We start from the raw sequence: 24,389 nt of genomic DNA, 5'->3' as shown, positions 1-24,389 counted from the left end.
GAAGCGTTCCCGACAGCTATTGTGACGGGGTGAGTAAGATCTTAAAACCGGGTCTAAAACTGGCACGTAAATAGCATATAGAATGCCATATGATGTACCCATTTAAAAATACCCGCAGCGATATAAAGCAATATATAGATAGACTATCTCATGATGGCTTTAAACAGATCTTTGAAAAAATAGACCAGGTCAGTATCAAGAAAAGTGTCGACAAAATGGGACTTGATAAATTTATTAACAAATGCGCTTACATCGCGGCCGGTAGCGGGGCAATTGCCGGTAGCGGTGGCATCATGACCATGTTGGTAGGTATGCCTGTAGATTTTGTGAACCTGATAACCCAGCAGTTTAGGGTTACCATGGCAATTATGTATTATGCTAAGGGTAGTTACAGGATAGACTTTAATGAATTTATGCAACTGGTGGCAACCTCTTTTAAAATTGAAGCAGGTGTAGCTGTTACCAAAACCATGCTGGAAGGCATCGCCGAAAAATTGTTACTTGCCTTCGGCGTACGTGCAGCAGAGCGCTTAGTGCCAGTTGTTGGCGCCGTAATTGGCGGCACAGCAAATTATATGTTTATTAAACGAATGGCTCAAAAGGTTAAAGAATTAAACCGGGTAGATAAACGAGTGGTTGTTCCGGTGGTTTAGAGTTGCCTGTTTTCCGCAATCTCATTTGTCAACTTCACAAAATCGGCAACACTCAGGCGCTCGGCGCGCAGGTCGAGGGTTTTGTTATCTACCATCTTTTCTTTATTTATTAAAGACGATACCGCATTGCGCAGGGTTTTGCGGCGCTGGTTAAAGCCTGCCTTAACCACCTGCCAAAATAATTTCTCGTCGCAACCCAGGTCGGCGGTTTCGTTACGGGTAAGGCGGATAACTGCGGATAGCACCTTTGGCGGTGGATTAAACACTCCTGCCTTTACGGTAAACAGATATTCTACCTTGTAATAGGCTTGCAGGAACACACTCAGGATCCCATACTCCTTACTACCGGGCTTTGATGCACAACGCTCTGCAACTTCCTTTTGGAACATACCTACCACTTCGTGCACCTGGTCGCGGTGATCCAGGATCTTGAAAAGGATCTGCGAAGAGATATTGTACGGAAAGTTACCCATCACCGCCATTTGGCTTTCAAACTTTGCTTTAAAGTCCAATTCCAAAAAATCGTCGTTTATCAAACGTTCGCCTAAAGCGGGGTATTTCTTTTTCAGGAAGATGTATGATTCGGTATCGATATCGATCAGGAACGTTTCGTAATCAGGTTTTTGCAGCAAAAAATCGGACAGGATACCCATACCCGGGCCAACTTCTAATACCTGTTTGTATTTGCCTTCGGGGCGCAGGCTATCCACAATTTTTGAGGCAATATTTTTATCAGTAAGAAAGTGTTGCCCAAGATGTTTTTTTGCCCTTACTAATGTCATTATCAGTTTTTATTTGAGCAAATTAAGGCATATTTGTGCTTTAATCAGAAATTATAAACTTAAAATCTTTTTATTTGCATGTTGGCCAATAAGCTAATGGCTTAAAACACAAAGCAAATTAAAGAATATTCCGTTGCTTTTTAGACAAGTAGAATCGGTGCAATCACATTGTATCATCGGTGTAATCGTCAAAAAGCGATCGATGAAATCATAAAATCATGAGCGACAAACCTAAAATAGGAATAAGTATTGGCGATGTTAACGGGATAGGGCTCGAAATTATCCTGAAAACCCTATCGGATGCTAAAATATACGAGTACTGCACACCCATTGTTTACGGGCATACCAAGGTGGCATCGTTCCACCGCCGCGCTACGGAATTAGGAGAATTCAACTTTAATGTGATAGATCAGCCTGCCGATGCACAGCACCGCAAACCCAATATGATCAACTGCTGGGAAGAGGATGTAAAGATAGATCCGGGCCAGATAACTGCCGAAGGTGGCAAATATGCCTACCTATCCCTGCAACGCGCTACCGACGACCTGCTTGCCGGCAATATAGACGGGCTGGTAACAGCGCCCATTAACAAAGACAATATCCAGAACGAAGACTTTAGCTTTCCCGGCCATACAGAATACCTACAGCATCGCGATAGCAAACCCGAATCATTAATGTTTTTGGTGAGTGATACCCTGCGTGTTGGGGTAGTGACCGGCCACATCCCGGTTTCAAAAATTTCGGAAAGCCTTACGACAGATAAGATCATCCAAAAGTTAAAACTGATGAGCGCCAGCCTGCAGGACGATTTCTGGATCCGCAAGCCAAAAATTGCAGTACTGGGCCTAAACCCCCACGCCAGCGATAATGGTTTGATAGGCAGCGAAGAGCAAGATGTAATTATCCCGGCGATAGAAGAGGCCCGTAACAACGATGTATTGGCCTTTGGCCCGTACCCTGCCGATGGCTTTTTTGCCAATGGTACCTACCTGCAATTTGATGCTGTACTGGCTATGTACCACGACCAGGGGCTTATCCCGTTCAAGCAAATAGCATTCGAATCGGGCGTGAATTATACCGCTGGGTTAAGCTTTGTGCGCACCTCGCCAGACCATGGCACGGCTTACGATATCGCGGGTAAAAACATGGCGTCAGAGATCTCATTCCGCGAGGCTTTGTTTACGGCACTGCATATTATAAAGCGTCGTAAGGAAACCATCGAACTAAATGAAAACCCGCTTGTGTTTGCTAAATTAAGCCGTGACAGGGATTAAATAAGTCATTCGGAGATACTGTTTTAAATTAATTGCCGTTAGATTAAAACATTTATCTCTAAAAATCATTTCCCTGTTTAATGAGTAATTTAATTAACCGCATCAGGTCAATCGATGCGTTTCGTGCGGTTACCATGTTCCTGATGATCTTTGTAAATGATCTGGATGGCGTGCCAAATACCCCCGAGTGGCTCAAACATGCAGGTATAAATGCCGATGCTTTAGGACTTGCCGATACTATTTTCCCCGCCTTTTTATTTATAGTAGGCCTATCTATACCGCACGCCTTTAAAAAGCGCCTTTATAACGAGGATGCCAAGCTGCCGCTGCGTATCATAACCCGGTCGTTCGCGCTGATATTTATTGGGTTTTTCCATGCCAATATGGAAACCTATAACGAGGCTACCACTGTTTTACCTAAGCCGGTTTGGGATAGCCTTGCCACCTTTAGTTTCTTCTTCATCTTTTTAGATTATAGCAAAACCACGTCAAAATTAAAGCAATACCTTTTCCAGGGGTTCGGCGTGGCATTGCTGATAGCGGTTTGTATCGTGTACAAAAGTACCGACCCTGCCCAGCCGTGGCTGCACCTTACCTGGTGGGGCATATTGGGGCTAATAGGCTGGTCGTACCTGGTATGCGCGTTTATTTACTACTACAGCAATGGGGTGTTATGGGTGCAGGCCGCGGCATGGATCTTCTTCATGTTCTTCAATATCGATTTTCACTTTGGGATGCTTAACTTTTTAAGCCCCGTGCAAAAATACATGTGGATAGCCGGCAACGGCGCCATGCAGGCCTTTACCATGGCCGGGGTATTTGTATCGGTGCTTTATATGCGCCTAAACCAAAACAAAGAGATAAAAATGCTGTGGGTAGCCATGCTGCTGATGGCTGTGATACTATTCAACCTGGGCTTCATAGTACGTTACTTTAGCGGGGGTATTTCTAAGGCGCGCGACACCCCTTCGTGGGTGTTGATATGTACGGGGATAAGCCTGGTGGTGTACGCCTTCTTTATCTTTTTGGTAGATGTGAAGCACAAGTTCCATTATTTTAAGGCGATAGAACCCGCGGGTACCAACACTTTTACCTGTTACCTGCTGCCGTTTTTGTTTTACCCGCTATACCAGATGACCAACCTTGGTTATCCCGAATACTTTGACCAGGGCACCGGCGGGCTGATCAAGTGCGTGTTATTTTCATTCTTAATGGTATGGCTAACCGGCCTGCTGCAAAAGATAAACGTGAGGCTGAAGATCTAACCGTGTTCACGTTCACGGCCGTGAACGCCCGTGAACATTTTGAAAACGCTGATTATCAGAGTTTTAAAATATGAGAAATTTACAGGTTAGTAAAAACGCTCCCGAAACTCCTTTAAAACAGCCGGGAAAGATACTTGCGGCTTTACCCGACTGAAATATTTTATACCTTGCCAACCATTTTTCAATAACCGCATAATATGCCCGCCAACGCCCAATACTGGATAGATCATTTAAACCTGCAACCGCACCCCGAGGGTGGTTACTATAAAGAAGTGTTCCGCTCTGTAAATGAGGTGAGCAAGGCCGGTTCTGCCGACTTGAAGCAGGGATGTACATCCATCTATTACCTGTTGGAGGGCCGGGACTTCTCCGGCTTCCACCGCCTCACGTCCGACGAGCTTTGGTATTTCCACAAGGGCTCGCCACTGCACATCCACGTTTTAGAAACCGACGGCACGCACCGCACCATCCAACTTAGCGACACTGATACCGGCAATCTGCAAGCCGTTATAGCACCCAACACCTGGTTTGCTGCCGAGATTCCCACAGCCACAGGCTTCGCCCTAATGAGCTGCGCCGTTGCCCCCGGCTTCGACTTTGCCGAGTTCGAGATGGCGAAGAAGGACGAGCTGCTGGCGGCATACCCGCAGCACCAAGAGTTACTGGGGAGGTTGTGCAGGGAGTAAGCCCGAAAGCGGGTACAATTATTGCGCTTACTTTATAACCAATCACAAATACATGAAAGCGAAAAAGATCTGGGCAAACTTTAGTGTTAAAGATGCCGCCCGTACCAGTCAATTTTACACACAACTGGGCTTTAAAGCCAACAATACCAACAACTACCCCAAGCTTGCAAGCTTCGCGTTTGGCGAGGACGGTTTTGTGATCCATTTTTTTGAACAGGGCTCACAGATAAACGATTTTTTGACCGTTGGCGCTACCAACGAGATCATATTTACGCTCTCTGCCGAAAGCGAACAAGAAGTAAAAGAATGGGAAGATAATGTAAAAGCCGCCGGTGGCAGCATTTTCCAACCGGCAGGCAGGGATAAGGGCGGCTACTACGGCTGCGGCTTTGCAGACCCCGACGGCCACAAGTTTAACATCTTGCTCATGGAAGACGGGATGTGATGATGGAGTTTGAAAAAGGTACTGTATAGTGTTTCCTCTAAAAATAACACCCTTTGTTGTCGCAATTTGTAAGCGTCAATTCTTAAGCCGATATTTAGAAAAAAAAATATTGTGAAAATTCGTTTTAAAGAAACCCCTACCATTGGCGTATTTGGGGACGTTCGTAAAGACATAGAATATTTAGTTCTTGGCATAGATGTCAATCAGTATTATATTCTTACTGAAAATAACGAGGTAGGTACGGATCATAAAGATTTGTATATAATTACTGAACATTCTCGTCCTGAGTTTTGGGTAGAAGAGAACGGACAGATAGTGCCAGAAGAATGGCTTTGGAAAAACTTTTTTAGTTTGAATGACGAACCTTATCTTGAATGGGATGAGATTTGGTTTATAACGCAATTTGCAAAAGGGCTTGAAAAATTTAATTTACCCGTCTTTCCGTCTCTTTTTAAAAAGGCATATGATAAATCTTACAAGGAAGAATTAATTGGTAGTTACTTGAAAATAGCATCGGATTATGATTCATCAGCAGATAGATACGGAGATTCGGAATACACATTTAAAAATTGGAAAAATGGAATTAATCTTCCTTATTTCCGTTGGGAAGGTAGCACCCCTCAGCATTATGAGAAGATATTAATTACAAGTGCTGATAAAACCGGTTATGATGTAGTAACCGACTTATTAAAGCAAATCGGTAGCCCATTTGAATACCATAAATTTGATATAAACTTAGATTACTTGCAGGTAATAAGAAACAGGATTCTGTTCTCACTTTGGTCAATCTGGGGAACAAAGGAATTTCAAGTTTTTCAACTTAAATATAGCTCCGGTGGTTTTAAATCAGATTACCTTCTTAAAAAGAACGATGATGTATATCTATTATCATTCGATTATTACACATAACTGTAATCTCCTCCTATGTTGCTTAATATCAATTAATAAGTTTCCTCTGCGTTCTCATGGAACAAGCCTGGGTGCTATATACAGTTTTGGCAGCTTAGGTTTCAGACTCTTTATTCTATTACCTTTTCCGTCCTTTTAGTGTTTTAATCAATATTGTTTTGAGGCCATGACAGCTTTGCGTTATGATATAATGCTGCTTTGGCCTGCAAGTCCACAAAGTGAGTGATGCCTTTTTCTTTATAAATAGTTAGCGTTTCTAACGTATTATATACCACTTTGAGCAATCTTCTCGCGACCGCGACAATTGCCTTTTGCGCCTTCTTCAATTACTTGTTGTTTTATAAATATCCTCCGTTGATTATCTATGATATACATTTTTATGAGCCCGGATGTTTTTCAAATCATAATACTTAGGTTATCTCAGCCCCGTTTTCCGCTCATACGCCTGCAGGCATTACGCACGGCTGTCACACTGAGCCCGTCAAAGTGCCGGTATCCGCTTCACCCGGGTTTAAAATTTACAGCCTGTATTACAAAACATCACGTAGCGCCGTTAGCTGCTAAAGCTTTGTAGAAGAAATCATTCACGATTTTTAGCGTGCCGTAGGTACGCAACGTGCAATCGGTGTTTTCTACTATCGTTTAACCCGATTAGGTTTTTCCTAACAGTAAAAATGTGGTATGTTAGTATGCTATAACTACAACCACACCAAATGGCATTAAGCTGGAACGAGATAAAAGACCGCGCAGTAGCGTTTTCTAAAGAATGGGCTGATACGCATAACGAAGAAGCTGATGCTAAACCCTTCCTGGAGGCTCTTTTAAACGTATTTGGAATAACGCGTAAACGGGTAGGCACATTTGAGCACCGGGTAAAAAAACTAAGTGATGCGGATGGCTATATCGATCTGCTTTGGAAAGGCATGATCCTGATAGAAATGAAAAGCAAGGGTAAAAACCTTGATAAGGCATTTATACAAGCGAAAGACTACATCCACGGGTTAAAGGAACATGAACTACCCAAATATATCTTAGTATCAGATTTTCATCACTTTAGGCTGTTTGATACAGAGGATGGCAGCACTAAAGAATTTACCTTGCCCGATCTGGTAAAGAACGTAACGCATTTTGGATTTATAGCCGGGTATCAAAAACGGACCTATAAGGAACAAGACCCTGTTAACATAAAGGCAGCAACCCTAATGGGTAACCTGCACGACAGGCTTAAAGAGATAGGTTACGACGGCCATCCTTTAGAGGTTTACCTGGTGCGCATCCTTTTTTGCCTGTTTGCCGAAGACACTACCATATTTGACGTACAGCAGTTTCAGGATTATATTGCAGAACGTACCCACGAAGACGGCAGCGACCTTGCCTCTAAAATACAGGAAGTTTTTCAGGTGCTGAACACCCCGCATGATAAGCGATATAAAAATCTTGACGAGCAGCTAAACGCGTTTCCTTACGTAAACGGAAAACTGTTTGAAGAGATCCTGCCCTCTGCCAGTTTTGATGCCAAAATGCGTAAAAGCCTTTTAGAGTGTTGCTACCTGGATTGGTCTAAAATTTCGCCGGCCATATTTGGCTCGATGTTTCAGAGTGTGATGAACCCAACCGAGCGCCGCAACTTAGGCGCGCATTACACCAGCGAGAAAAACATCCTGAAATTAATTAAGCCCCTGTTTTTGGATGAGCTTTGGGCCGAATTTGAAAGCGTTAAAAACAGCCGTGGCAAACTATCCGATTTTCATAAAAAACTAAGCACCCTTAAATTTTTAGACCCCGCCTGTGGCTGTGGTAACTTTTTGGTAATTACCTACCGCGAGTTGCGGTTATTGGAAGTAGCCATACTTCGTGCCCTTAACAAAACCGGGCAGGGCTTTTTAGACGTGCGCGACATTATATGGCTTGATGTGGATATGATGAGCGGTATAGAATACGAGGAGTTCCCCGCCCGTATTGCCGAGGTAGCGATGTGGCTGATGGACCACCAGATGAACATGGCCATAAGCCAGGAATTTGGGCAGTACTTTGTGAGGTTGCCTTTGAAGAAAGCGGCACGCATTGTTCATGGAAATGCATTAAGAATAGATTGGGAAAGTGTGGTTTCTAAAGATGAGTTATCTTATATCATTGGCAATCCTCCGTTTATCGGGCATCAATGGCGAACATCACAACAGATGGCTGATATGGAATTAGTTTTCGGCGATTCCAAAAGAGCGGGAAGATTGGATTATGTTGCTGCCTGGTATTTAAAAGCCGCTAAATACATTCAGGAAACGAAAATTGAGGTTGCTTTTGTTTCTACTAATTCCATTGCACAGGGTGAACAGGTAGGGATATTATGGGCTCTGCTTTTAAATCTATATAAGATTAAGATACATTTTGCTCACAAAACATTTAGCTGGACTAATGAAGCCAAAGGAAAAGCGGCTGTTCATGTTGTAATAATTGGATTTGCTAATTTTGATGCCACTACCAAAAGAATCTTTGAATATGAAAATATAAAAGGTGAGCCGCACGAAATTTTTGTAAAGAATATAAATCCATATTTAACAGAAGGCAAAGATATTTTAATTGAATCAAGAGGTAAACCTATTCATAATTTCCCCGAAATGTTTAAAGGTAGCCAACCGACTGACGGGGGGTATTTAATTTTATCAGAAAATGAAAAGATCGAATTTATTAAGAAGGAACCGCCCGCAGAAAGTTGGATGAAGCCGTATATTGGAGGCGAAGAATTAATAAATGGCAAATTAAGATATTGCTTGTGGTTAACTGATTGCCCTCCTGCAGTTTTAAAAAAAATGCCTCATGTTCTCAAACGGCTTGATGAAGTCGCAAAGTCAAGGCTGAACAGTGCAACGGGCAGTGTTAGAGAATACGCTAAATATCCTTCTTTATTTACTCAGAATCGACAGCCTAATTCTGATTATTTAGCAATCCCTGAAGTGTCCTCAGAAAGTCGTAAATATATACCTATTGGTTACCTTGCAAAAGATGAAATAGCAAGTAATAAATTATATTTAATTCCCAATGCGTCACTCTATATCTTCGGTATTTTGATGTCGTCTATGCACATGTCATGGACTGCAACTGTTTGTGGAAGGATGAAATCGGACTACAGCTATTCCCCATCTGTATATAATAGCTTTTCATTCCCGTTTAATCCGAGTGCAAAGCAAATCGCAACCATTGAAACAGCTGCGCAAAAAGTTTTAGATGTACGGGCATCGTTCCCGGATAGCTCTTTGGCAGACCTTTATCACCCGCTAACGATGCCCCCCGCACTTACCAAAGCACACCAGGAGTTAGATAAAGCGGTTGACCTGGCTTACCGCCCGCAAGCATTTATTAACGAAACCAAGCGCATGGAGTTTCTATTTGAACTGTATGAAAAATACACCGCAGGGCTTTTTGCAAAAGAGAAGGTAAAAAAGGTAAAAGCATAAAAGATTTGTCAGTCTGAGCTTGTCGAAGACCTTTGCGTTTTTTAAGTGGTACTGTTACGGCTGCGGCTTTGCAGACCCCGACGGCCATAGGTTAACTTATTTATGGAAGACGGGATGTAATGAGAGGATTTGAAAACGTTTTGTACTGCGTTTAGATTATCTCAGCTCCGTTTCCGCTCATATGCCAAAAGGCATTACGCGCTTTATAAATATACCCCGAGTGGTGGTTTAGGGTTTCATACAGTTGGAATCAGTGGTGGGATAGGTCTTGAGGTTGGTGTTAGTGGCACAAATGTAAAAGGAACCGCTTCGTATAACCGGTTTCAATACCATACCGGTTCAGGACGTTTGATTAAATCTGACGCAATTAAATAGCAACATTATAGATGAAAAAAGCAAGCACAATTTTCGTATACGGTCTTATTTCCTTGGGATTCCTATATTTTGGATTAGGCAGTATTTTATACGATAGAAGGCTCTCTAATGAACCTATTAATGCACGAATAACCGAATTGGTAAAATTCAAATCTGGTTATGTCGTTTATTTCGAGCAAGGGACCAAAGTGAATCAATTTAGATTTAAATTTAATGAGATTTTTAAAATCGGTTATAATAATTACTTCTACAGTGGTTCATTTCATATAGATGCCGATGAATTGGAAAAAAACATTAAAATAGGAGATCGGATCGAAAAAAAGGCAAACAGCTTGCAACTAAAAATATTTATAGCTGATTCAAAAGGAGGTTATAAATACTACAAAACATTTCATGGTGGCCTGTAAGATAAATAGGTAAAAGTTTCTTGGTATTTTAAATCGTTTCAATGATCGAATGATGTGCGCTTTTTAAGTGGTTGGACAGGCTCACCATGACCATTGTCGATGCAGGCCTGCCACCTTTGCCATATCTACCCATTTAGCCCTAAACCAGATTGCAACGTTTACCGGCCTTGCGCCTAAGGCCTGCAGGCGTATGAGCGTAAAGCCCGGGCCGCAGGCAACGCCATAATATCACATCCACTAACACACCCCTAACCCCTCTCAAGAGGGGAATTGACCACAATACACCCGCACTTCACACCCCACTCCCCGCACCAATCCACCCGCTCCCCGCACCACAAATCCCGCCACATCGTACCCCTGTTAATAACCCTAAAACCAATTAAAAAAAACACTTTCCGGTTATGGAAAATTTACCTACATTTGCGGGCTAATTGTTGCTCATTGAAATCGCTAAAGACATATTCAATACCTTTTACCGGCCTTAAGCTGGGCAAGCATTATTTTGAATACGAAATAAACGATGCCTTTTTTGCAGAGTTTGAGTATTCGCTGGTTAAAAAAGCCAACTTGTTTTGCAAGCTGGAACTGGACAAGCAGGAAACAATGCTGATCCTTAACTTTGACATCACCGGTACGGTTAACGCCACCTGCGACAGGTGCCTGGCCGATTACCTGCAACCTGTGGATATACACGAGCAGCAGATTGCCCGCTTCACCGAAGAGGAAATGGGCGAAGACGACGAGATAATTACCCTCGGCAAAAACGATCATGAGATTGACGTTGCCGGGCTGATATATGAATATGTTAACGTAGGCCTTCCGTTTATTGCACTTTGCAGCAACCAGGGCGACGGGAAACAATGTGACGAGGAAATGCTGGCAAATTTAGATAAGCTTGCCACTAATGATGAACAAACCGAGAGCACGGACCCGAGATGGGAAGCTCTTAAAAAATTAAAATAATATAATAACAAAAAGTTATGGCACACCCAAAACGGAAAATTTCAAAATCAAGAAGAGATAAACGCAGAACGCACTACAAAGCAGTATTGCCTACTTTAACTACTTGCCAAACTACCGGTGCGGTACACATCCCTCACCGCGCTTACACTGTTGATGGTAATGTTTACTTCAACGGCAAAATCCTTATCGAGAAGGCAGTAGCAGCTTAAGTTTAAATTTTCTGAAAATGAAGATTGGCTTAGATATTATGGGCGGTGATTACGCCCCCAAGGCAGCAGTTTTAGGGGCAATTGAAGCTTATAAAGTTTTAACTGCCGGGCAAAAGCTTGTGCTTATTGGCGACAAGGAAGTAGCCCTCGGTATTCTTCAGGAAAATAATTTTAGCCCCGATAACTTCGAATTTGTACACACAACCGAAGTTATTGGCATGGGCGAACACCCTACAAAGGCCATTGTTCAGAAACCCGATAGCAGCATTGCCATTGGTTTTAAGTTGTTGAAAGAGGGTGCCATACAGGCGTTCTCATCGGCAGGTAATACCGGTGCTATGTTGGTGGGCAGTATGTTCAGCGTAAAAACCATCCCCGGTGTTTTGCGGCCGGCCATGACAACCATTGTACCCAAACTTAAAGGCGGTTTGGGTATTATTTTGGATGTTGGCGCCAATGCAGATTGCAAGCCAGATATGCTTGTGCAGTTTGGTGTTTTAGGCAGCCTGCTTGCCGAAAGCATTTACGGCATCCCTAACCCGCGTGTAGCGCTGATGAATATCGGCGAAGAAGAGGAAAAAGGCAATATGCTGTCGCTGGCTACGTATCCTTTAATGAAAGATACCAAACTGTTTAACTTTGTTGGTAATATTGAAGGGCGCGACCTTTTTGAAGACAATAACGATGTTGTTGTTTGCGACGGTTTTACTGGCAACGTGATTCTTAAACTTGCCGAATCTTTTTACGTTATTACCCTTAAGAAAAGATTAAAAGACGAATTTTTTGACCGCTTTAACTACGAGCAATACGGCGGGAGCCCTATACTTGGTGTTAATGCCCCTGTTGTTGTTGGCCATGGCATATCAAGCCCCGAGGCTATCAAGAACATGGTGCTGCTTTCAAGAAATATGATCGAGACCAATCTTATAGACAAAATTAAACTGGCTTTTCAGTAAAAAAATATAGAATGAGCAAAATTCATGCTGCTATTACCGCTGTAAATGGTTACGTACCCGAGTACATCTTAACCAATCAGGAGCTGGAGACAATGGTAGATACCAACGACGAATGGATAATGAGTCGTACCGGGATCAAAGAGCGCAGGATATTAAAAGGTGAAGGCCTTGGCACATCAGATATGGCCGTACCGGCTGTAGAAGGCCTGCTTAAAAAGCGTGGCATCAGTGCCGAGGAGATAGACCTGATCATTTTTTGCACCACCACACCCGATCTTCCCTTCCCTGCTACGGCAAACATTCTTGCACACAAAATTGGCGCTAAAAATGCCTGGGGATACGATCTGCAGGCGGCTTGCTCGGGCTTTTTGTTCGGCTTAGCTACCGGGTCGCAGTTTATCGAGAGTGGCAAGCATACTAAAGTATTGGTAGTGGGCGGCGATAAAATGTCGTCGATAATCAACTATGAAGACCGTGCCACCTGTATCATATTTGGCGATGGCTGCGGTTGCGCACTTTTAGAGCCCAATACCGAAGGTTATGGCATTATGGATTCGGTACTTAAAAGCGACGGCGCGGGTTCGCACCTGTTGTTTCAAAAGTCGGGTGGTTCGGTTAGCCCTGCATCGCATGAAACTGTCGCGAACAAAGAACATTACGCTTACCAGGAAGGCCAGGCGGTATTTAAATTTGCCGTTACCAACATGGCCGAAGTTGCCGCCGAAGTAATGGACCGCAACAACCTTACCGCCGATGATATTGCATGGCTGGTACCACACCAGGCCAACAAACGCATTATTGATGCTACCGCAAACCGCACCGGCATCACGTCTGATAAGGTTATTGTAAACATACAGCGTTACGGCAACACCACAAACGGCACAATTCCGCTATGTTTGTGGGAGTGGGAAGACAAATTCAAAAAAGGGGATAACCTTATTTTAGCGGCCTTTGGCGGCGGGTTTACCTGGGGCTCTATCTATTTGAAATGGGCTTACGATAAAAAAGAAGCTTAATTAAGCTGTGCAGATTTTAAATGTGCAGATATGCAGATTTTTAATTAAAACATCTTAAAATTGTACGTGTTAAACAACTAATTCATTTTAAATCATCTGCATCTTTGCACATCTGCACATTTGCATATTTATAAATACTTTTATCCAAGACCAATTATCGCTTATTATGGATATTAAACAGATTCAGGATCTAATACGCTTTGTCTCAAAATCGGGCGTGAACGAAGTATCGATCGAGCAGGAAAATTTTAAGATCACCATAAAAACCAACGAAGCACCTACTTATGTAAACGCTTCTGTACCTGTAGCACAGCCACTTGCTGCGGCCGCCGCGCCACAACCAAGCCTGCCTGCTGCAGCACCGGCTGCCGAAGCCGCACCGGTTGCCGATACCTCCAACCTGATCACCGTAAGGTCGCCAATGATTGGTACCTTCTACCGTTCATCATCACCGGATAAACCATTGTTTGTTAACGTGGGCGATGAAATAAACACCGGCAGTATCCTTTGCATCATCGAAGCGATGAAATTATTTAACGAGATCGAATCTGAAGTATCAGGCCGTATTGTTAAGATCCTGGTTGATAACGCATCACCGGTAGAATACGACCAGCCTTTATTTTTAGTAGAACCTAAGTAAATTTGAAAATTGATTAATTTGAAGATTTGATAATGTCAGCTTCAAATTAATGAGCTTTATACTTTGAAGATTAAAGAAATTTTCAAATAAACACATTTTCAAATTTTCAAATTAGAATCATGTTTAAAAAAATATTAATAGCTAACCGAGGTGAAATTGCCCTGCGAATTATTCGCACCTGTAAAGAGATGGGCATTAAAACCATAGCTGTATACTCCACCGCCGATCGTGATAGCCTGCATGTGCGTTTTGCAGATGAGGCTGTTTGTATTGGCCCCCCTGCAAGCCGCGACTCTTACCTTAATATCCCCAACATTATATCGGCTGCCGAATTAACAAATGCCGACGCGATACACCCGGGATATGGCTTTTTATCCGAGAACGCAAAGTTCTCTGCCATTTGTGCCGAGTACGGGATCAAATTTATTGGTGCCACTGCAGACCAGATCAACCGCATGGGCGATAAGGCTTCTGCCAAAGAAACCATGAAAAAAGCCGGCGTACCCATTGTACCGGGCTCCGAAGGTTTATTGGATAGTGTTAAACAAGGCATTGTAATAGCCAATAAAATAGGTTACCCCATTATACTTAAAGCAACTGCCGGTGGTGGTGGCCGCGGTATGCGCATTGTTTGGAAAGACGAAGAGTTTGAGAACGCCTGGGATAGCGCACGTGCCGAATCTGGCGCAGCCTTTGGTAACGATGGCTTATACCTGGAGAAATACGTACAGGACCCACGCCACATAGAGATACAGGTAGTTGGCGATCAGTACGGTAAAGTTTGCCACCTCTCCGAACGTGATTGTTCTATACAGCGCCGCCACCAGAAACTGGTAGAAGAAGCACCATCACCTTTTATGACAGATAAGCTTCGTAAAAAAATGGGTGAGGCTGCTATTAAAGGTGCAAAAGCCGTAAAATATGAGGGTGCCGGTACGGTAGAGTTTTTGGTTGATAAAGACCGCAACTTCTACTTTATGGAAATGAACACCCGGATCCAGGTAGAGCACCCGGTTACCGAAGAGGTGATCAACTTCGACCTGATAAAAGAACAAATTAAAGTAGCAGCAGGCATCCCGATATCGGGCAAAAACTACGAGCCAACAATGCACGCCATTGAATGCCGTATCAATGCCGAAGATCCTGCAAACAACTTCCGCCCTTCACCGGGTAAAATAACAAACTTCCATTCGCCGGGTGGCCATGGTGTACGTGTGGATACGCATGTTTACAGTGGTTATGTTATCCCGCCAAATTACGATTCGATGATAGCCAAGGTGATCTGTATGGCCCAAACCCGCGATGAGGCTTTGGCAACTATGGAGCGTGCGCTAAGCGAATTTGTTATAGAGGGGGTTAAAACTACTATACCTTTCCATTTAAAATTACTGCAGGACCCTAACTTCCGCGCGGGTAATTTCACCACCAAATTCATGGAAACGTTCGAATATTAATATTTATACAATCTTAACGGGTTAATACAACGTAATTAGGTTTCCGGCGTTAATAGTGCTGAAATAAGGTAATGAGCGATAACAAACTGATACAAGCAATAAAAGAAAAAGGCCAGACCATGGAGGCCGAAATGTCGTTCTTTGATCACCTCGAGGCCCTTCGCTGGCATTTGGTGCGTGCGGCAATTGCTATCGTTATATTCACCTGCGCGGCCTTCTATTTTTACGACTTTATATTCGATACCATTATCATGGGTCCATCAAGGCCAAGTTTTTGGACATATCGTATGCTTTGTAACCTTGGCGACTACCTGCACCGTGATGGGTTTTGTATCAATAAAATAAACGTACAACTTATTAATACCGAAATGGCCGGGCAATTTACGCTGGAGATCAATTCGGCATTGTTAATAGGCATCACTGCTGGTTTCCCGTACTTACTTTGGGAAATTTGGCGATTTATTAAGCCAGCTTTGCATGAAAAAGAACGTAAGGCAGCAAGTGGCTTTGTTATGTATGCAACCGGATTATTTATATTGGGTGTGCTTTTCGGTTACTTTATTATAACCCCGGAGTCTATCAATTTCTTATCGGGTTTTACTGTAAGTTCAAAAATTCAAAACTTGTTTACTGTTGATTCTTATTTGTCGTCAGTAGCTACCTTAACATTGGCAACAGGTATTGTTTTTGAATTGCCTATACTGGTTTATGTATTGTCTTCATTAGGAGTGCTTACCCAAAAATTCATGCGGGAAACGCGCCGATATGCAGTTGTGGTGATTCTTATAGTGGCTGCTGTTGTTACCCCAACGCCGGATATGCTTACCATGACTATTGTAAGCATACCGCTGTTTATCTTATACGAAGTAGGTATCCTGGTGGCTGGAGTGGTAGAAAAACGTAAAAGGGCACGCGAAGCAGCGCTATAATTTCTTAAAATAATATTGAATGATGAATATCCTATTTTGAACACCGAAATAGGATATTCATCATTCCCTTTTTAAATCCGGTACGCCGTTTATTTCTTTCTGACAAAATTTCAAGTGATCAGCACTCTTCCATCTTTGAAATTCAAAATTCTTTATTCGATATTGCTTCTGCTCGTCCTCAATTCTAACAAAATCTTTACCTTCGGCAACACAATTAAATTTTAAATTTGAGCTGATGAAAAAAGGGTTAACGATAGCTATTGGTGCCGACCACGCAGGTTTTGATTACAAGCAGGCCATAATGGGGATGTTTGATGATATCACCTTTAAAGATTTTGGCACCTATTCTACAGAATCTGCCGATTACCCCGATTTTGCCCACCTGGTTGCCACTGCTGTTGAAAAAGGCGAGGCCGACTTTGGTTTCCTGCTTTGCGGCAGCGCCAACGGTGTAGCCATGACGGCTAATAAACATCAGGGCATCCGCGCGGCATTGTGCTGGAAACCCGAAGTTGCCATCCCCGCCCGTACCCACAACGATGCTAACGTACTTTGTATCCCCGCCCGCCATGTTACAATCGACGAGGCTAAACAAATAATTGAGATCTTTTTAACGGAAGAATTTGAAGGCGGGCGCCATGCCACCCGCGTTAATAAAATTGGCTGCTAACTAATAAACTGACCCCATTACCAAAAACAAATGAAGAAACTTTCTCTATGGATCACCGGCATCGCCTTTTCGGCAACTGCCTGTGCCCAGCAAAATCCTACCGCGCTTAAGTACGGTAACATCATTAACGCAACCGATGCCAAAAAGCACCTGAGCATCCTGGCATCAGACGAGTTTGAAGGCCGCGAAACCGGCAAACCCGGTGCCGAAAAAGCCGCGAACTACATTGCTGCCGAATTTAAAAGATTAGGCCTGCAGGCTCCTGTAAAAGGGTCATACTTTTTAGATGTGCCTTTAACCGAGAATACGGTTAACGTTAGCCCTTTAACTATAAATGGACAAGCTTTTGCTAACTGGAAAGATTTTGTTTACCAGGGTTCTACCGATGCGAATGTAAACGCCGCCGAGATTGTATTTGTTGGTTTTGGTACTGCTGATGAACTTGCGGGTGTTGATATCACCGGTAAAGTTGTGCTTTGGATAAATGAAGACAAACCGGAAGCGGGTAAAACACCAAATACAAGCTACCGCATGACAGAAGGCCGCAGGGCGATTGTAAAAGCAATGCAAGACAAAAAACCGTTATTAATATTAGCGGCTAACGAAGGTGTTGCAACTGTACTTGCACGTTTTAAAGGGGTAAACCCAAGCGGCGGTGGCCAGATATCAATTAAGAAAGACGGTGCTGAGGCAACTAAAAACACTGCAGCCCCATTGTTTATTGTAAACGGCCCTCTTGCTGATGCTGCTTTAAAAGCAAGCGGTAAAACATTTGCCGAACTTAAAGAAGCTGCTAAAACCGCAAAACAAACACAAACTTTAAAAGCTACTGCCGGCGTCACTATCAGCGCTACCGCTAAAGATGTTAAGGCTGTTGACGTTTTAGGTTTTTTACCGGGCAACGACCCTAAACTTAAAAGTGAAGTATTGGTATTCTCTGCACATTACGATCACATCGGCTTAAACTCCGATCCAAACGCTAAGGATAAAGTAAACAACGGTGCTGATGATGATGGTTCCGGTACTACCGGGATCTTAGAAATTGCACGTGCGTTCTCTAAAGCACAAAAAGATGGTAAAGGCCCCCGCCGCAGCGTACTGTTCTTAGGTAACGTTGGCGAAGAAAAAGGACTGTTAGGTTCTGAATGGTACACAGATCATCCGGTTTATCCGTTGGCTAATACTATTGCCGATCTAAACATTGATATGATAGGCCGCGTTGGCGAAGAGTATATTGGCAAACCAGATTCTGCTAACTATGTGTATTCTATCGGTTCGGCTATGCTAAGCACCGACTTGCATAACATTGGCGAGGCTGCTAATAACAACTACACCAAAATGAAATTGGATTACAAGTACGATGATGCCAACGATCCTAACCGTTTCTACTATCGTTCAGATCATTATAACTTTGCTAAATACGGTGTCCCAATCATATTTTACTTTAACGGTGTACATGCCGACTACCACGGCCTTGGCGACGAAGTGAGCAAAATCAATTTCCCGCTATTGGTTAAACGTGCGCAGCTTGCATTTTACACCGGCTGGGAATTAGCTAACCGCGATGCCCGCCCTGTTGTTGATAAAAAACCGGTTACCCCGGCAAAATAATATCGTACTGTTACAAACAATAAAAGCGGCCCATAAAGCCGCTTTTATTGTTTGTATAATATAATTGCGGGGGTTAAAACACTATTTTAACACAATATTAAAACTCTTGATCGCTTTGTTTACTTTCGTATAAATGGGAAACACCGCCGAAGATTTTTTGGTAGCCTCGCAAGAAAAGGCGTTCGAGCCGGGACACCGTGCCATTATCAATAAAAGTATTGATAAGTACGATGCCGCGTTTGATAAGGGCTTATCGCGGATGATAAACCTCGATAACACAAAAAAGAAAGCACATACCATTAAGTGGAAAGTGATGGAGAACCTAGACAAATTTTTGCCCGAGTTTGAATCCAATTTCCTGAAACGTGGCGGCAAAGTGATCTGGGCAAACGATGCCGAAGAGGCCAACCGCGAGATCCTGAACATCATTCAAAAAGCAGGGGCTAAAACCGTCATCAAATCAAAATCGATGGCTACCGAGGAGATCCACCTCAACGAGTTTTTGGAGAAGAACAACATCGAATCGTTAGAGAGCGACCTGGGCGAATACATTATTCAGCTCTTGGGCCAAAAACCCTATCATATGGTTACCCCGGCCATGCACCTCTCTTTAGCAGACATAGCCAAACTGTTTAACGAAAAGTTTGGGACCCCGCTGGGTATTACCGCTGAACAACTTACCCAAAAGGCCCGCGAACTACTGCGGGAAAAATATTTGCAAGCCGATGTAGGCATTACCGGTGCCAATTTTATCGTTGCCGATACAGGCAGCATCGCCATTACCGAAAACGAGGGCAATGCAAGGCTAACCACTTCTTTCCCCAAAATTCATATAGCGGTTGTTGGTATTGAAAAAGTGATACCATCCATAACAGACCTGGATGTGTTTTGGCCAATGTTGTCCACCCATGGTACGGGGCAAAACCTGACGGTGTACAACACCATACTTAGCGGCCCCCGCCAACCAAACGAAACCGACGGCCCCGAAGAAATGTATGTGGTATTGCTTGATAACGGCCGCACCAACTTGCTTGCCCAAAAAGAGCAACGCCAGGCTTTATATTGCATCCGCTGTGGTGCCTGCCTTAACGTATGCCCGGTTTTCCAGAATATTGGCGGTCATACTTACGACACTACTTATGGCGGCCCCATAGGCTCTATAATAACCCCGCACATGCGCGGCATGCAGGAGTTTAAGCACCTCAGCTATGCATCTACCCTGTGCGGCAAATGTACCGAGGTTTGCCCGGTAAAGATCGACATACATAAAATGCTGCTGCTTAACCGCCGCGATGCGGTGAAAGAAGGGCTTGTTGCCACCAAAGAAAAATGGGGCTGGAACATCTGGACAAAAGGCATGCTGAAACGTAGCTTTACCGACTTTTTTGGCGGCAAAACCAAGAACCGTTTGATGCGCATGTTCTTCAAAAAACCATGGGGCAACCAACGCGAAATGCCCGAAGTAGCTCAAAAGTCATTTAGCCAGCAATGGCAGGACGGGCACCGCCCCGAATAACAACCCCTTATGCGTAAAGTAATTTTAAACCTGGCTATGAGCCTTGATGGTTTTATTGAAGGCCCCAATGGCGAATACGACTGGTGCCTTACCGACCAGGATTATGGTATGGAAGAGTTTTTTAGCCATACCGATGCCGTGTTTATAGGCCGCAAAAGTTTTGAGATGATCCGTGCGGATGCAGGGATGTTCCCGGTGAAAGATATCTACGTGTTCTCTAACACGATTGAGCCCCGGCCCGGCGAAACATTTAAAGTTATCCCGTCTGCTAATTACAGTAGGGCTGTTGAGGATATTGTAAATGAAGATGGCGGCGATATTTGGCTGTTTGGTGGTGCCGAGTTGGTGTCTGCCTTTATGAATAAACGGCTGGTGAGCGAAGTGATCCTATCTATCCACCCCGTTATTTTAGGCGGAGGCAAACCCCTGTTTAAAGATATTGAAAGCCGCGTAGGCCTTAGCTTCGTCAACCAAAAAGCATACGATACCGGCCTGCTGCAGGTCCGCTACGAGCTAATGCCCTGGTTTGACCCGGAGAAGCTTCAGTTTTTAGGATAACTAATTAGTGCTTATCCCCAAACCCAAACTCTTTATAAGTATTAGGCGCATCGTTACGGTTGCTGAACGAGAAGGTGTAGCTGGCAACCCACGATTCATAATCCGCTTCTTTACCTTTAGATGCCTCAAACTTGGTAGCCCTTAACAGGTAGATCCCTTCGCGGCTAACGCTAAAGTAAACTTTGCCGGCTGCATCGCTCGCCAGTTTTTGCGGGTACACATTGCCCGATTCTGTTTTAATGTAAAGCATCACCTGCCCGGTAAAGGGCTTGCCTTTAAAGTTTACCAGCGCGGTAATATCATCACCATAATTTAGCTTGTACGGGTTCTTTTTCAGGATGATCTCAAAATCATCATTCAACACCTTTTCGTAAGCGTTACCACTCGGGTCATCAACGGTAATAAGCGTTTTTAGGTAGCGGTTATATTTTTCAGTAAAGTTTAAGGCGTTGCTGTTTTTAAGCTTATCGGCAATTTCATCATACCCTTGTTCTGTAAGGTACGGCAGGAAATCTTCGCGGGGTATCTCGTTCAACTCGTTGCTGTTCATCTGTACCAGTACCAGGCCGCTGTTTTGGATGCCATAATTCAATATTGGCGTCGCGTCATTCTTGGTAAGGGGCGCCAGGTCTGTTTTTTTGGACCCTTCGTAGATGATAAACTTGGTTGTCTGCTTGGCAGCGTATGGCACTTCGCGTTCTTTCACCAGGTTTTCGCCTGATAATAAATGCAGATTAAACTTATCGCCTTTGTGCAGGTAAAAGTTTTCGGGCATCAAAAAATGATCTGGTATAAAAGATACCAAACCTAAAAACGCAAACATTACAAGGAATTTGACGTACAAGTGCTTCATAGCGAAAAGATGGATTGCTCAAACATACAAAGTTTTAAAAACTTCTTAGCTTTACCGGATGACATTTGACCGGAAAAAGATAGATAACGATGGTTTGATAACGTTTTATAAGAAACTGTTATTGCCTCGCCTGGTCGAAGAGAAGATGTTAATTCTGCTGAGGCAGGGCCGTATTGGCAAATGGTTCTCGGGCATAGGCCAGGAAGCCATATCCGTAGGCAGCACCATGGCGTTAAATCCCGAAGAATATATCCTGCCCATGCACCGCAACCTGGGTGTATTTACTACCCGCAATATCCCAATTTCGCGCTTAATGGCCCAGTGGCAGGGTAAAGCATCCGGCTTTACAAACGGCCGCGACCGCTCCTTCCATTTCGGCACACAAGAGTTTAAGATCATCGGGATGATATCGCACCTTGGCCCGCAACTGGCCCTGGCAGATGGTATCGCCCTTGCAGATAAATTAAAGAACAATAAAAAAGTTACCCTGGTGTATACCGGCGAAGGCGCCACCAGCGAAGGTGATTTCCATGAGGCGCTAAATATTGCCGCCGTTTGGGACTTGCCGGTGATATTTTTGGTAGAAAATAATGGCTACGGCCTAAGCACCCCTACAAACGAGCAATACCGTTGTGCATCCATAGTAGACAAAGCTATTGGCTACGGTATGGAAGGCCGCAAAATTGATGGCAATAATGTACTGGAAGTTTACCACACCATAAGCGAACTTGCCGCAGAGATGCGCGAGAAGCCAAGACCGGTACTCATAGAGTGTATGACCTTCAGGATGCGTGGGCACGAGGAGGCATCGGGCACCAAATACGTACCGCAGGAGTTATTTGACGAGTGGAAGCAGAAAGACCCGTTGGATAATTTTGAGAAATACCTGCTTGATGAAGGTGTGCTGCGCCCGGAGTGGGTGCCTTATTTGAAAAAAGAGTTTACAACGCTGATCGACGCCGAAGTTGAAAAGGTTTTCAGCGAACCCGATATAATACCGCACGTACAAACCGAAGAGCAGGCGATGTACCGCATGTTCAATCCTCAGCAGCATTTGGTATCTGAAGTTAGCACCAACAAGCGCTATATTGATGCCATAAGCGATGGCCTGCGCCAAAGTATGCGCATGCATCAAAATATGGTGATAATGGGCCAGGATATTGCAGAATATGGCGGTGCATTCAAAATTACGCAGGGTTTTTTAGAAGAATTTGGTAAAGAACGCGTACGCAATACGCCCATTTGCGAATCGGGCATTGTGGGTACGGCGATGGGGTTGGCCATCAATGGCTATAAATCTATTGTGGAGATGCAGTTTGCCGATTTTGTTACCTGCAGCTTTAACCAGATCGTAAACAACCTTGCCAAAACGTACTACCGCTGGGGCCAAACGGTTGATGTAGTGATCCGTATGCCGGCAGGTGGTGGCAGCGGCGCGGGCCCATTCCACTCGCAAACTAACGAGGCCTGGTTTACCAAAACGCCGGGGTTGAAAGTGGTTTACCCTGCCTTCCCGGACGATGCAAAGGGTTTACTGATGTCGGCGATAGACGATCCTAACCCGGTTATTTATTTCGAACATAAAAACCTGTACCGCAGCATGAGTGGCAACGTGCCCGATGATGATTATTATGTAGAAATTGGGAAGGCCCGAATAGTACGCGAAGGCACAAAAGCCAGCATTATCACCTTTGGTATGGGTGTGCACTGGGCGATTGAATACGCCGATATTCACCCCGACAGATCCATCGAGATCCTTGATCTGCGCAGCCTGCAGCCATGGGATAAAGATGCGGTGATCAAAACGGTAAAGAAAACATCCAAAGTGCTGGTATTGCATGAAGATACCCTCACCAGTGGCTTTGGCGGCGAAATTGCGGCCTACATAGGCGAGCATTGCTTTAAGCACCTGGATGCGCCCGTGATGCGTTGTGCCAGTCTGGATACCGCCATCCCCATGAACAAAGCCCTCGAAGACCAGTTTATGGCCAAAGCAAGGCTGGAAGAGGTGATGGATACTTTGTTGAAATTTTAGGTAATCCCGATTCCTCAGACGGGTTGAAAAATGTAGCGTAATGTCTAACCCTCCTCCATCACCTCCACCTCAGCTACAGGGCTAAACAAATAAACCTTGCGCGTGCTTATCTCTACACATTTATATCGTTTGCGCAGTTTCTCTTCCTTGCGGAACACGCGGCCGTCCTTGAGCTTAAATATTGCCTTTAACGGCAGTTTCTCTACCGTATGAACAGATTCTTTTGGCGGGTCGTATTTGCGCAGGGAGCGGTACAGCGTAAGGTCTGAACAGCTGGATGCCGCGGGGTTGTTAAGATAACTGGTTATAGCCTGCTTTACATCCGGCGGGAACACATCTTTCTCGAAGAAAGGCTGCATCATTTTTTTAAAGTTATTCTTCCACTCGGTGCCGTGTGGTTTGGCTTTTTGCTTATGCTCGTTCCAGGTATGCAGGTGTGCAAACTCGTGTACGGTGGTCACCAGAAAAGCGTAGGGGTTAAGGTCGAAGTTAACGGATATGCGGTGGCCTTTGCCATCATAGGGCGCGCGATAGTCGCCAAACTTGGTGCCCCGATTGCGCGAAATCTTAAATTCACATTTAAAGTAATCTATCCAGCGGCCAATAAGCGGGGCGGCATGCGGCGGAAGATACTGCTCTAATACTTTTACTTTATCCAATTTTTACCTCTGTATCAAAGATAAGGGTTTAGAGTAGAAAGTCTAAAGTAGAAAGTCCAAAGCTTTTTCTGC

24 protein-coding genes are annotated in these 24,389 nt (G+C 44.1%); 20 read left to right on the top strand and 4 right to left on the bottom strand.

What is annotated here, in order from left to right; all coding sequences use genetic code 11:
• Positions 1-89: 89 nt before the first annotated feature.
• Positions 90-653, top strand: coding sequence for a hypothetical protein (locus ABIB39_RS03470; protein ID WP_354427331.1), 564 nt, complete (start codon positions 90-92; stop codon positions 651-653).
• Here the strand turns inward: ABIB39_RS03470 and rsmA are convergent.
• On the bottom strand, positions 650-1,435 hold the full coding sequence (gene rsmA, locus ABIB39_RS03465) for a 16S rRNA (adenine(1518)-N(6)/adenine(1519)-N(6))-dimethyltransferase RsmA (protein ID WP_354427330.1): 786 nt from the start codon (positions 1,433-1,435) through the stop codon (positions 650-652). The two genes, ABIB39_RS03470 and rsmA, sit on opposite strands and share 4 nt — an antisense overlap.
• 218 nt (positions 1,436-1,653) lie before the next feature.
• On the opposite strand from rsmA, the gene pdxA reads away from it, so the two are divergent.
• The 5 genes from pdxA to ABIB39_RS03440 all read left to right on the top strand — a co-directional run bounded on the left by pdxA (position 1,654) and on the right by ABIB39_RS03440 (position 6,014).
• Complete coding sequence (gene pdxA, locus ABIB39_RS03460; protein ID WP_354427328.1) at positions 1,654-2,709, top strand: 4-hydroxythreonine-4-phosphate dehydrogenase PdxA; 1,056 nt, start codon at positions 1,654-1,656, stop codon at positions 2,707-2,709.
• Between the two features lie 80 nt (positions 2,710-2,789).
• Entirely contained in the window at positions 2,790-3,974 is a 1,185-nt protein-coding gene (locus ABIB39_RS03455) for a DUF5009 domain-containing protein (protein ID WP_354427326.1), read from the top strand.
• Positions 3,975-4,171: 197 nt separating this feature from the next.
• A complete protein-coding gene (locus ABIB39_RS03450) occupies positions 4,172-4,660 on the top strand; it encodes a cupin domain-containing protein (RefSeq protein ID WP_354427324.1) in 489 nt (162 codons plus the stop codon).
• A gap of 52 nt (positions 4,661-4,712) precedes the next feature.
• Positions 4,713-5,105 carry a VOC family protein gene (locus tag ABIB39_RS03445; protein WP_354427323.1) on the top strand — a complete coding sequence of 131 codons (393 nt, stop codon included), beginning with the start codon at positions 4,713-4,715 and terminating at the stop codon, positions 5,103-5,105.
• A gap of 111 nt (positions 5,106-5,216) precedes the next feature.
• Positions 5,217-6,014: a hypothetical protein gene (locus ABIB39_RS03440; protein ID WP_354427321.1), complete on the top strand. Its 798-nt coding sequence runs from the start codon at positions 5,217-5,219 to the stop codon at positions 6,012-6,014.
• 143 nt (positions 6,015-6,157) lie between these two features.
• Here the strand turns inward: ABIB39_RS03440 and ABIB39_RS03435 are convergent, their stop codons facing one another.
• Positions 6,158-6,340, bottom strand: a complete 183-nt coding sequence (locus ABIB39_RS03435; RefSeq protein ID WP_354427319.1) for a hypothetical protein — start codon at positions 6,338-6,340, stop codon at positions 6,158-6,160.
• Positions 6,341-6,727: 387 nt separating this feature from the next.
• Here ABIB39_RS03435 and ABIB39_RS03430 point away from each other — a divergent pair, with 387 nt between their 5' ends.
• From ABIB39_RS03430 to ABIB39_RS03370, 13 genes are all read left to right on the top strand, one after another.
• Entirely contained in the window at positions 6,728-9,466 is a 2,739-nt protein-coding gene (locus ABIB39_RS03430; RefSeq protein WP_354427317.1) for a class I SAM-dependent DNA methyltransferase, read from the top strand.
• A 386-nt stretch (positions 9,467-9,852) separates the two neighbouring features.
• Positions 9,853-10,248: a hypothetical protein gene (locus tag ABIB39_RS03425; RefSeq protein WP_354427315.1), complete on the top strand. Its 396-nt coding sequence runs from the start codon at positions 9,853-9,855 to the stop codon at positions 10,246-10,248.
• 441 nt (positions 10,249-10,689) lie between these two features.
• Positions 10,690-11,211, top strand: a complete 522-nt coding sequence (locus ABIB39_RS03420) for a YceD family protein (RefSeq protein WP_354427313.1) — start codon at positions 10,690-10,692, stop codon at positions 11,209-11,211.
• Positions 11,212-11,228: 17 nt separating this feature from the next.
• Positions 11,229-11,420 carry a 50S ribosomal protein L32 gene (gene rpmF, locus ABIB39_RS03415; protein ID WP_354427311.1) on the top strand — a complete coding sequence of 64 codons (192 nt, stop codon included), beginning with the start codon at positions 11,229-11,231 and terminating at the stop codon, positions 11,418-11,420.
• Positions 11,421-11,437: 17 nt separating this feature from the next.
• On the top strand, positions 11,438-12,376 hold the full coding sequence (plsX, locus tag ABIB39_RS03410) for a phosphate acyltransferase PlsX (RefSeq protein ID WP_354427309.1): 939 nt from the start codon (positions 11,438-11,440) through the stop codon (positions 12,374-12,376).
• Positions 12,377-12,387: 11 nt separating this feature from the next.
• Positions 12,388-13,392 (top strand): beta-ketoacyl-ACP synthase III, encoded by a 1,005-nt coding sequence (locus ABIB39_RS03405; protein ID WP_354427307.1) that lies wholly within the window; start codon positions 12,388-12,390, stop codon positions 13,390-13,392.
• Positions 13,393-13,558: 166 nt separating this feature from the next.
• On the top strand, positions 13,559-14,032 hold the full coding sequence (gene accB, locus ABIB39_RS03400; RefSeq protein WP_354427306.1) for an acetyl-CoA carboxylase biotin carboxyl carrier protein: 474 nt from the start codon (positions 13,559-13,561) through the stop codon (positions 14,030-14,032).
• Positions 14,033-14,151: 119 nt separating this feature from the next.
• Positions 14,152-15,486: an acetyl-CoA carboxylase biotin carboxylase subunit gene (gene accC, locus ABIB39_RS03395; protein ID WP_354427304.1), complete on the top strand. Its 1,335-nt coding sequence runs from the start codon at positions 14,152-14,154 to the stop codon at positions 15,484-15,486.
• 71 nt (positions 15,487-15,557) lie between these two features.
• Positions 15,558-16,415 carry a twin-arginine translocase subunit TatC gene (gene tatC, locus ABIB39_RS03390; RefSeq protein WP_354427303.1) on the top strand — a complete coding sequence of 286 codons (858 nt, stop codon included), beginning with the start codon at positions 15,558-15,560 and terminating at the stop codon, positions 16,413-16,415.
• A gap of 235 nt (positions 16,416-16,650) precedes the next feature.
• The gene (gene rpiB, locus ABIB39_RS03385) at positions 16,651-17,085 is read left to right on the top strand and encodes a ribose 5-phosphate isomerase B (protein WP_354427301.1); all 435 of its coding nucleotides are present in this window, start codon (positions 16,651-16,653) and stop codon (positions 17,083-17,085) included.
• Between the two features lie 30 nt (positions 17,086-17,115).
• A complete protein-coding gene (locus ABIB39_RS03380) occupies positions 17,116-18,696 on the top strand; it encodes a M28 family peptidase (protein WP_354427300.1) in 1,581 nt (526 codons plus the stop codon).
• Between the two features lie 133 nt (positions 18,697-18,829).
• Positions 18,830-20,212: a LutB/LldF family L-lactate oxidation iron-sulfur protein gene (locus ABIB39_RS03375; protein WP_354427298.1), complete on the top strand. Its 1,383-nt coding sequence runs from the start codon at positions 18,830-18,832 to the stop codon at positions 20,210-20,212.
• 9 nt (positions 20,213-20,221) lie between these two features.
• A complete protein-coding gene (locus ABIB39_RS03370; protein WP_354427296.1) occupies positions 20,222-20,770 on the top strand; it encodes a dihydrofolate reductase family protein in 549 nt (182 codons plus the stop codon).
• A gap of 4 nt (positions 20,771-20,774) precedes the next feature.
• Here the strand turns inward: ABIB39_RS03370 and ABIB39_RS03365 are convergent, their stop codons facing one another.
• Entirely contained in the window at positions 20,775-21,623 is an 849-nt protein-coding gene (locus ABIB39_RS03365; RefSeq protein ID WP_354427294.1) for a DUF4198 domain-containing protein, read from the bottom strand.
• 58 nt (positions 21,624-21,681) lie between these two features.
• On the opposite strand from ABIB39_RS03365, the gene ABIB39_RS03360 reads away from it, so the two are divergent.
• Complete coding sequence (locus ABIB39_RS03360; protein WP_354427292.1) at positions 21,682-23,658, top strand: alpha-ketoacid dehydrogenase subunit alpha/beta; 1,977 nt, start codon at positions 21,682-21,684, stop codon at positions 23,656-23,658.
• Between the two features lie 44 nt (positions 23,659-23,702).
• On the opposite strand, the gene ABIB39_RS03355 is transcribed toward ABIB39_RS03360, so the two are convergent.
• A complete protein-coding gene (locus ABIB39_RS03355) occupies positions 23,703-24,317 on the bottom strand; it encodes a SprT-like domain-containing protein (protein ID WP_354427290.1) in 615 nt (204 codons plus the stop codon).
• Positions 24,318-24,389 lie beyond the last annotated feature (72 nt).

The sequence above is a fragment of the Mucilaginibacter sp. UYP27 genome, assembly GCF_040547175.1.
Lineage (GTDB): Bacteria > Bacteroidota > Bacteroidia > Sphingobacteriales > Sphingobacteriaceae > Mucilaginibacter.
This window is presented reverse-complemented; position numbering and strand designations above follow the sequence as displayed.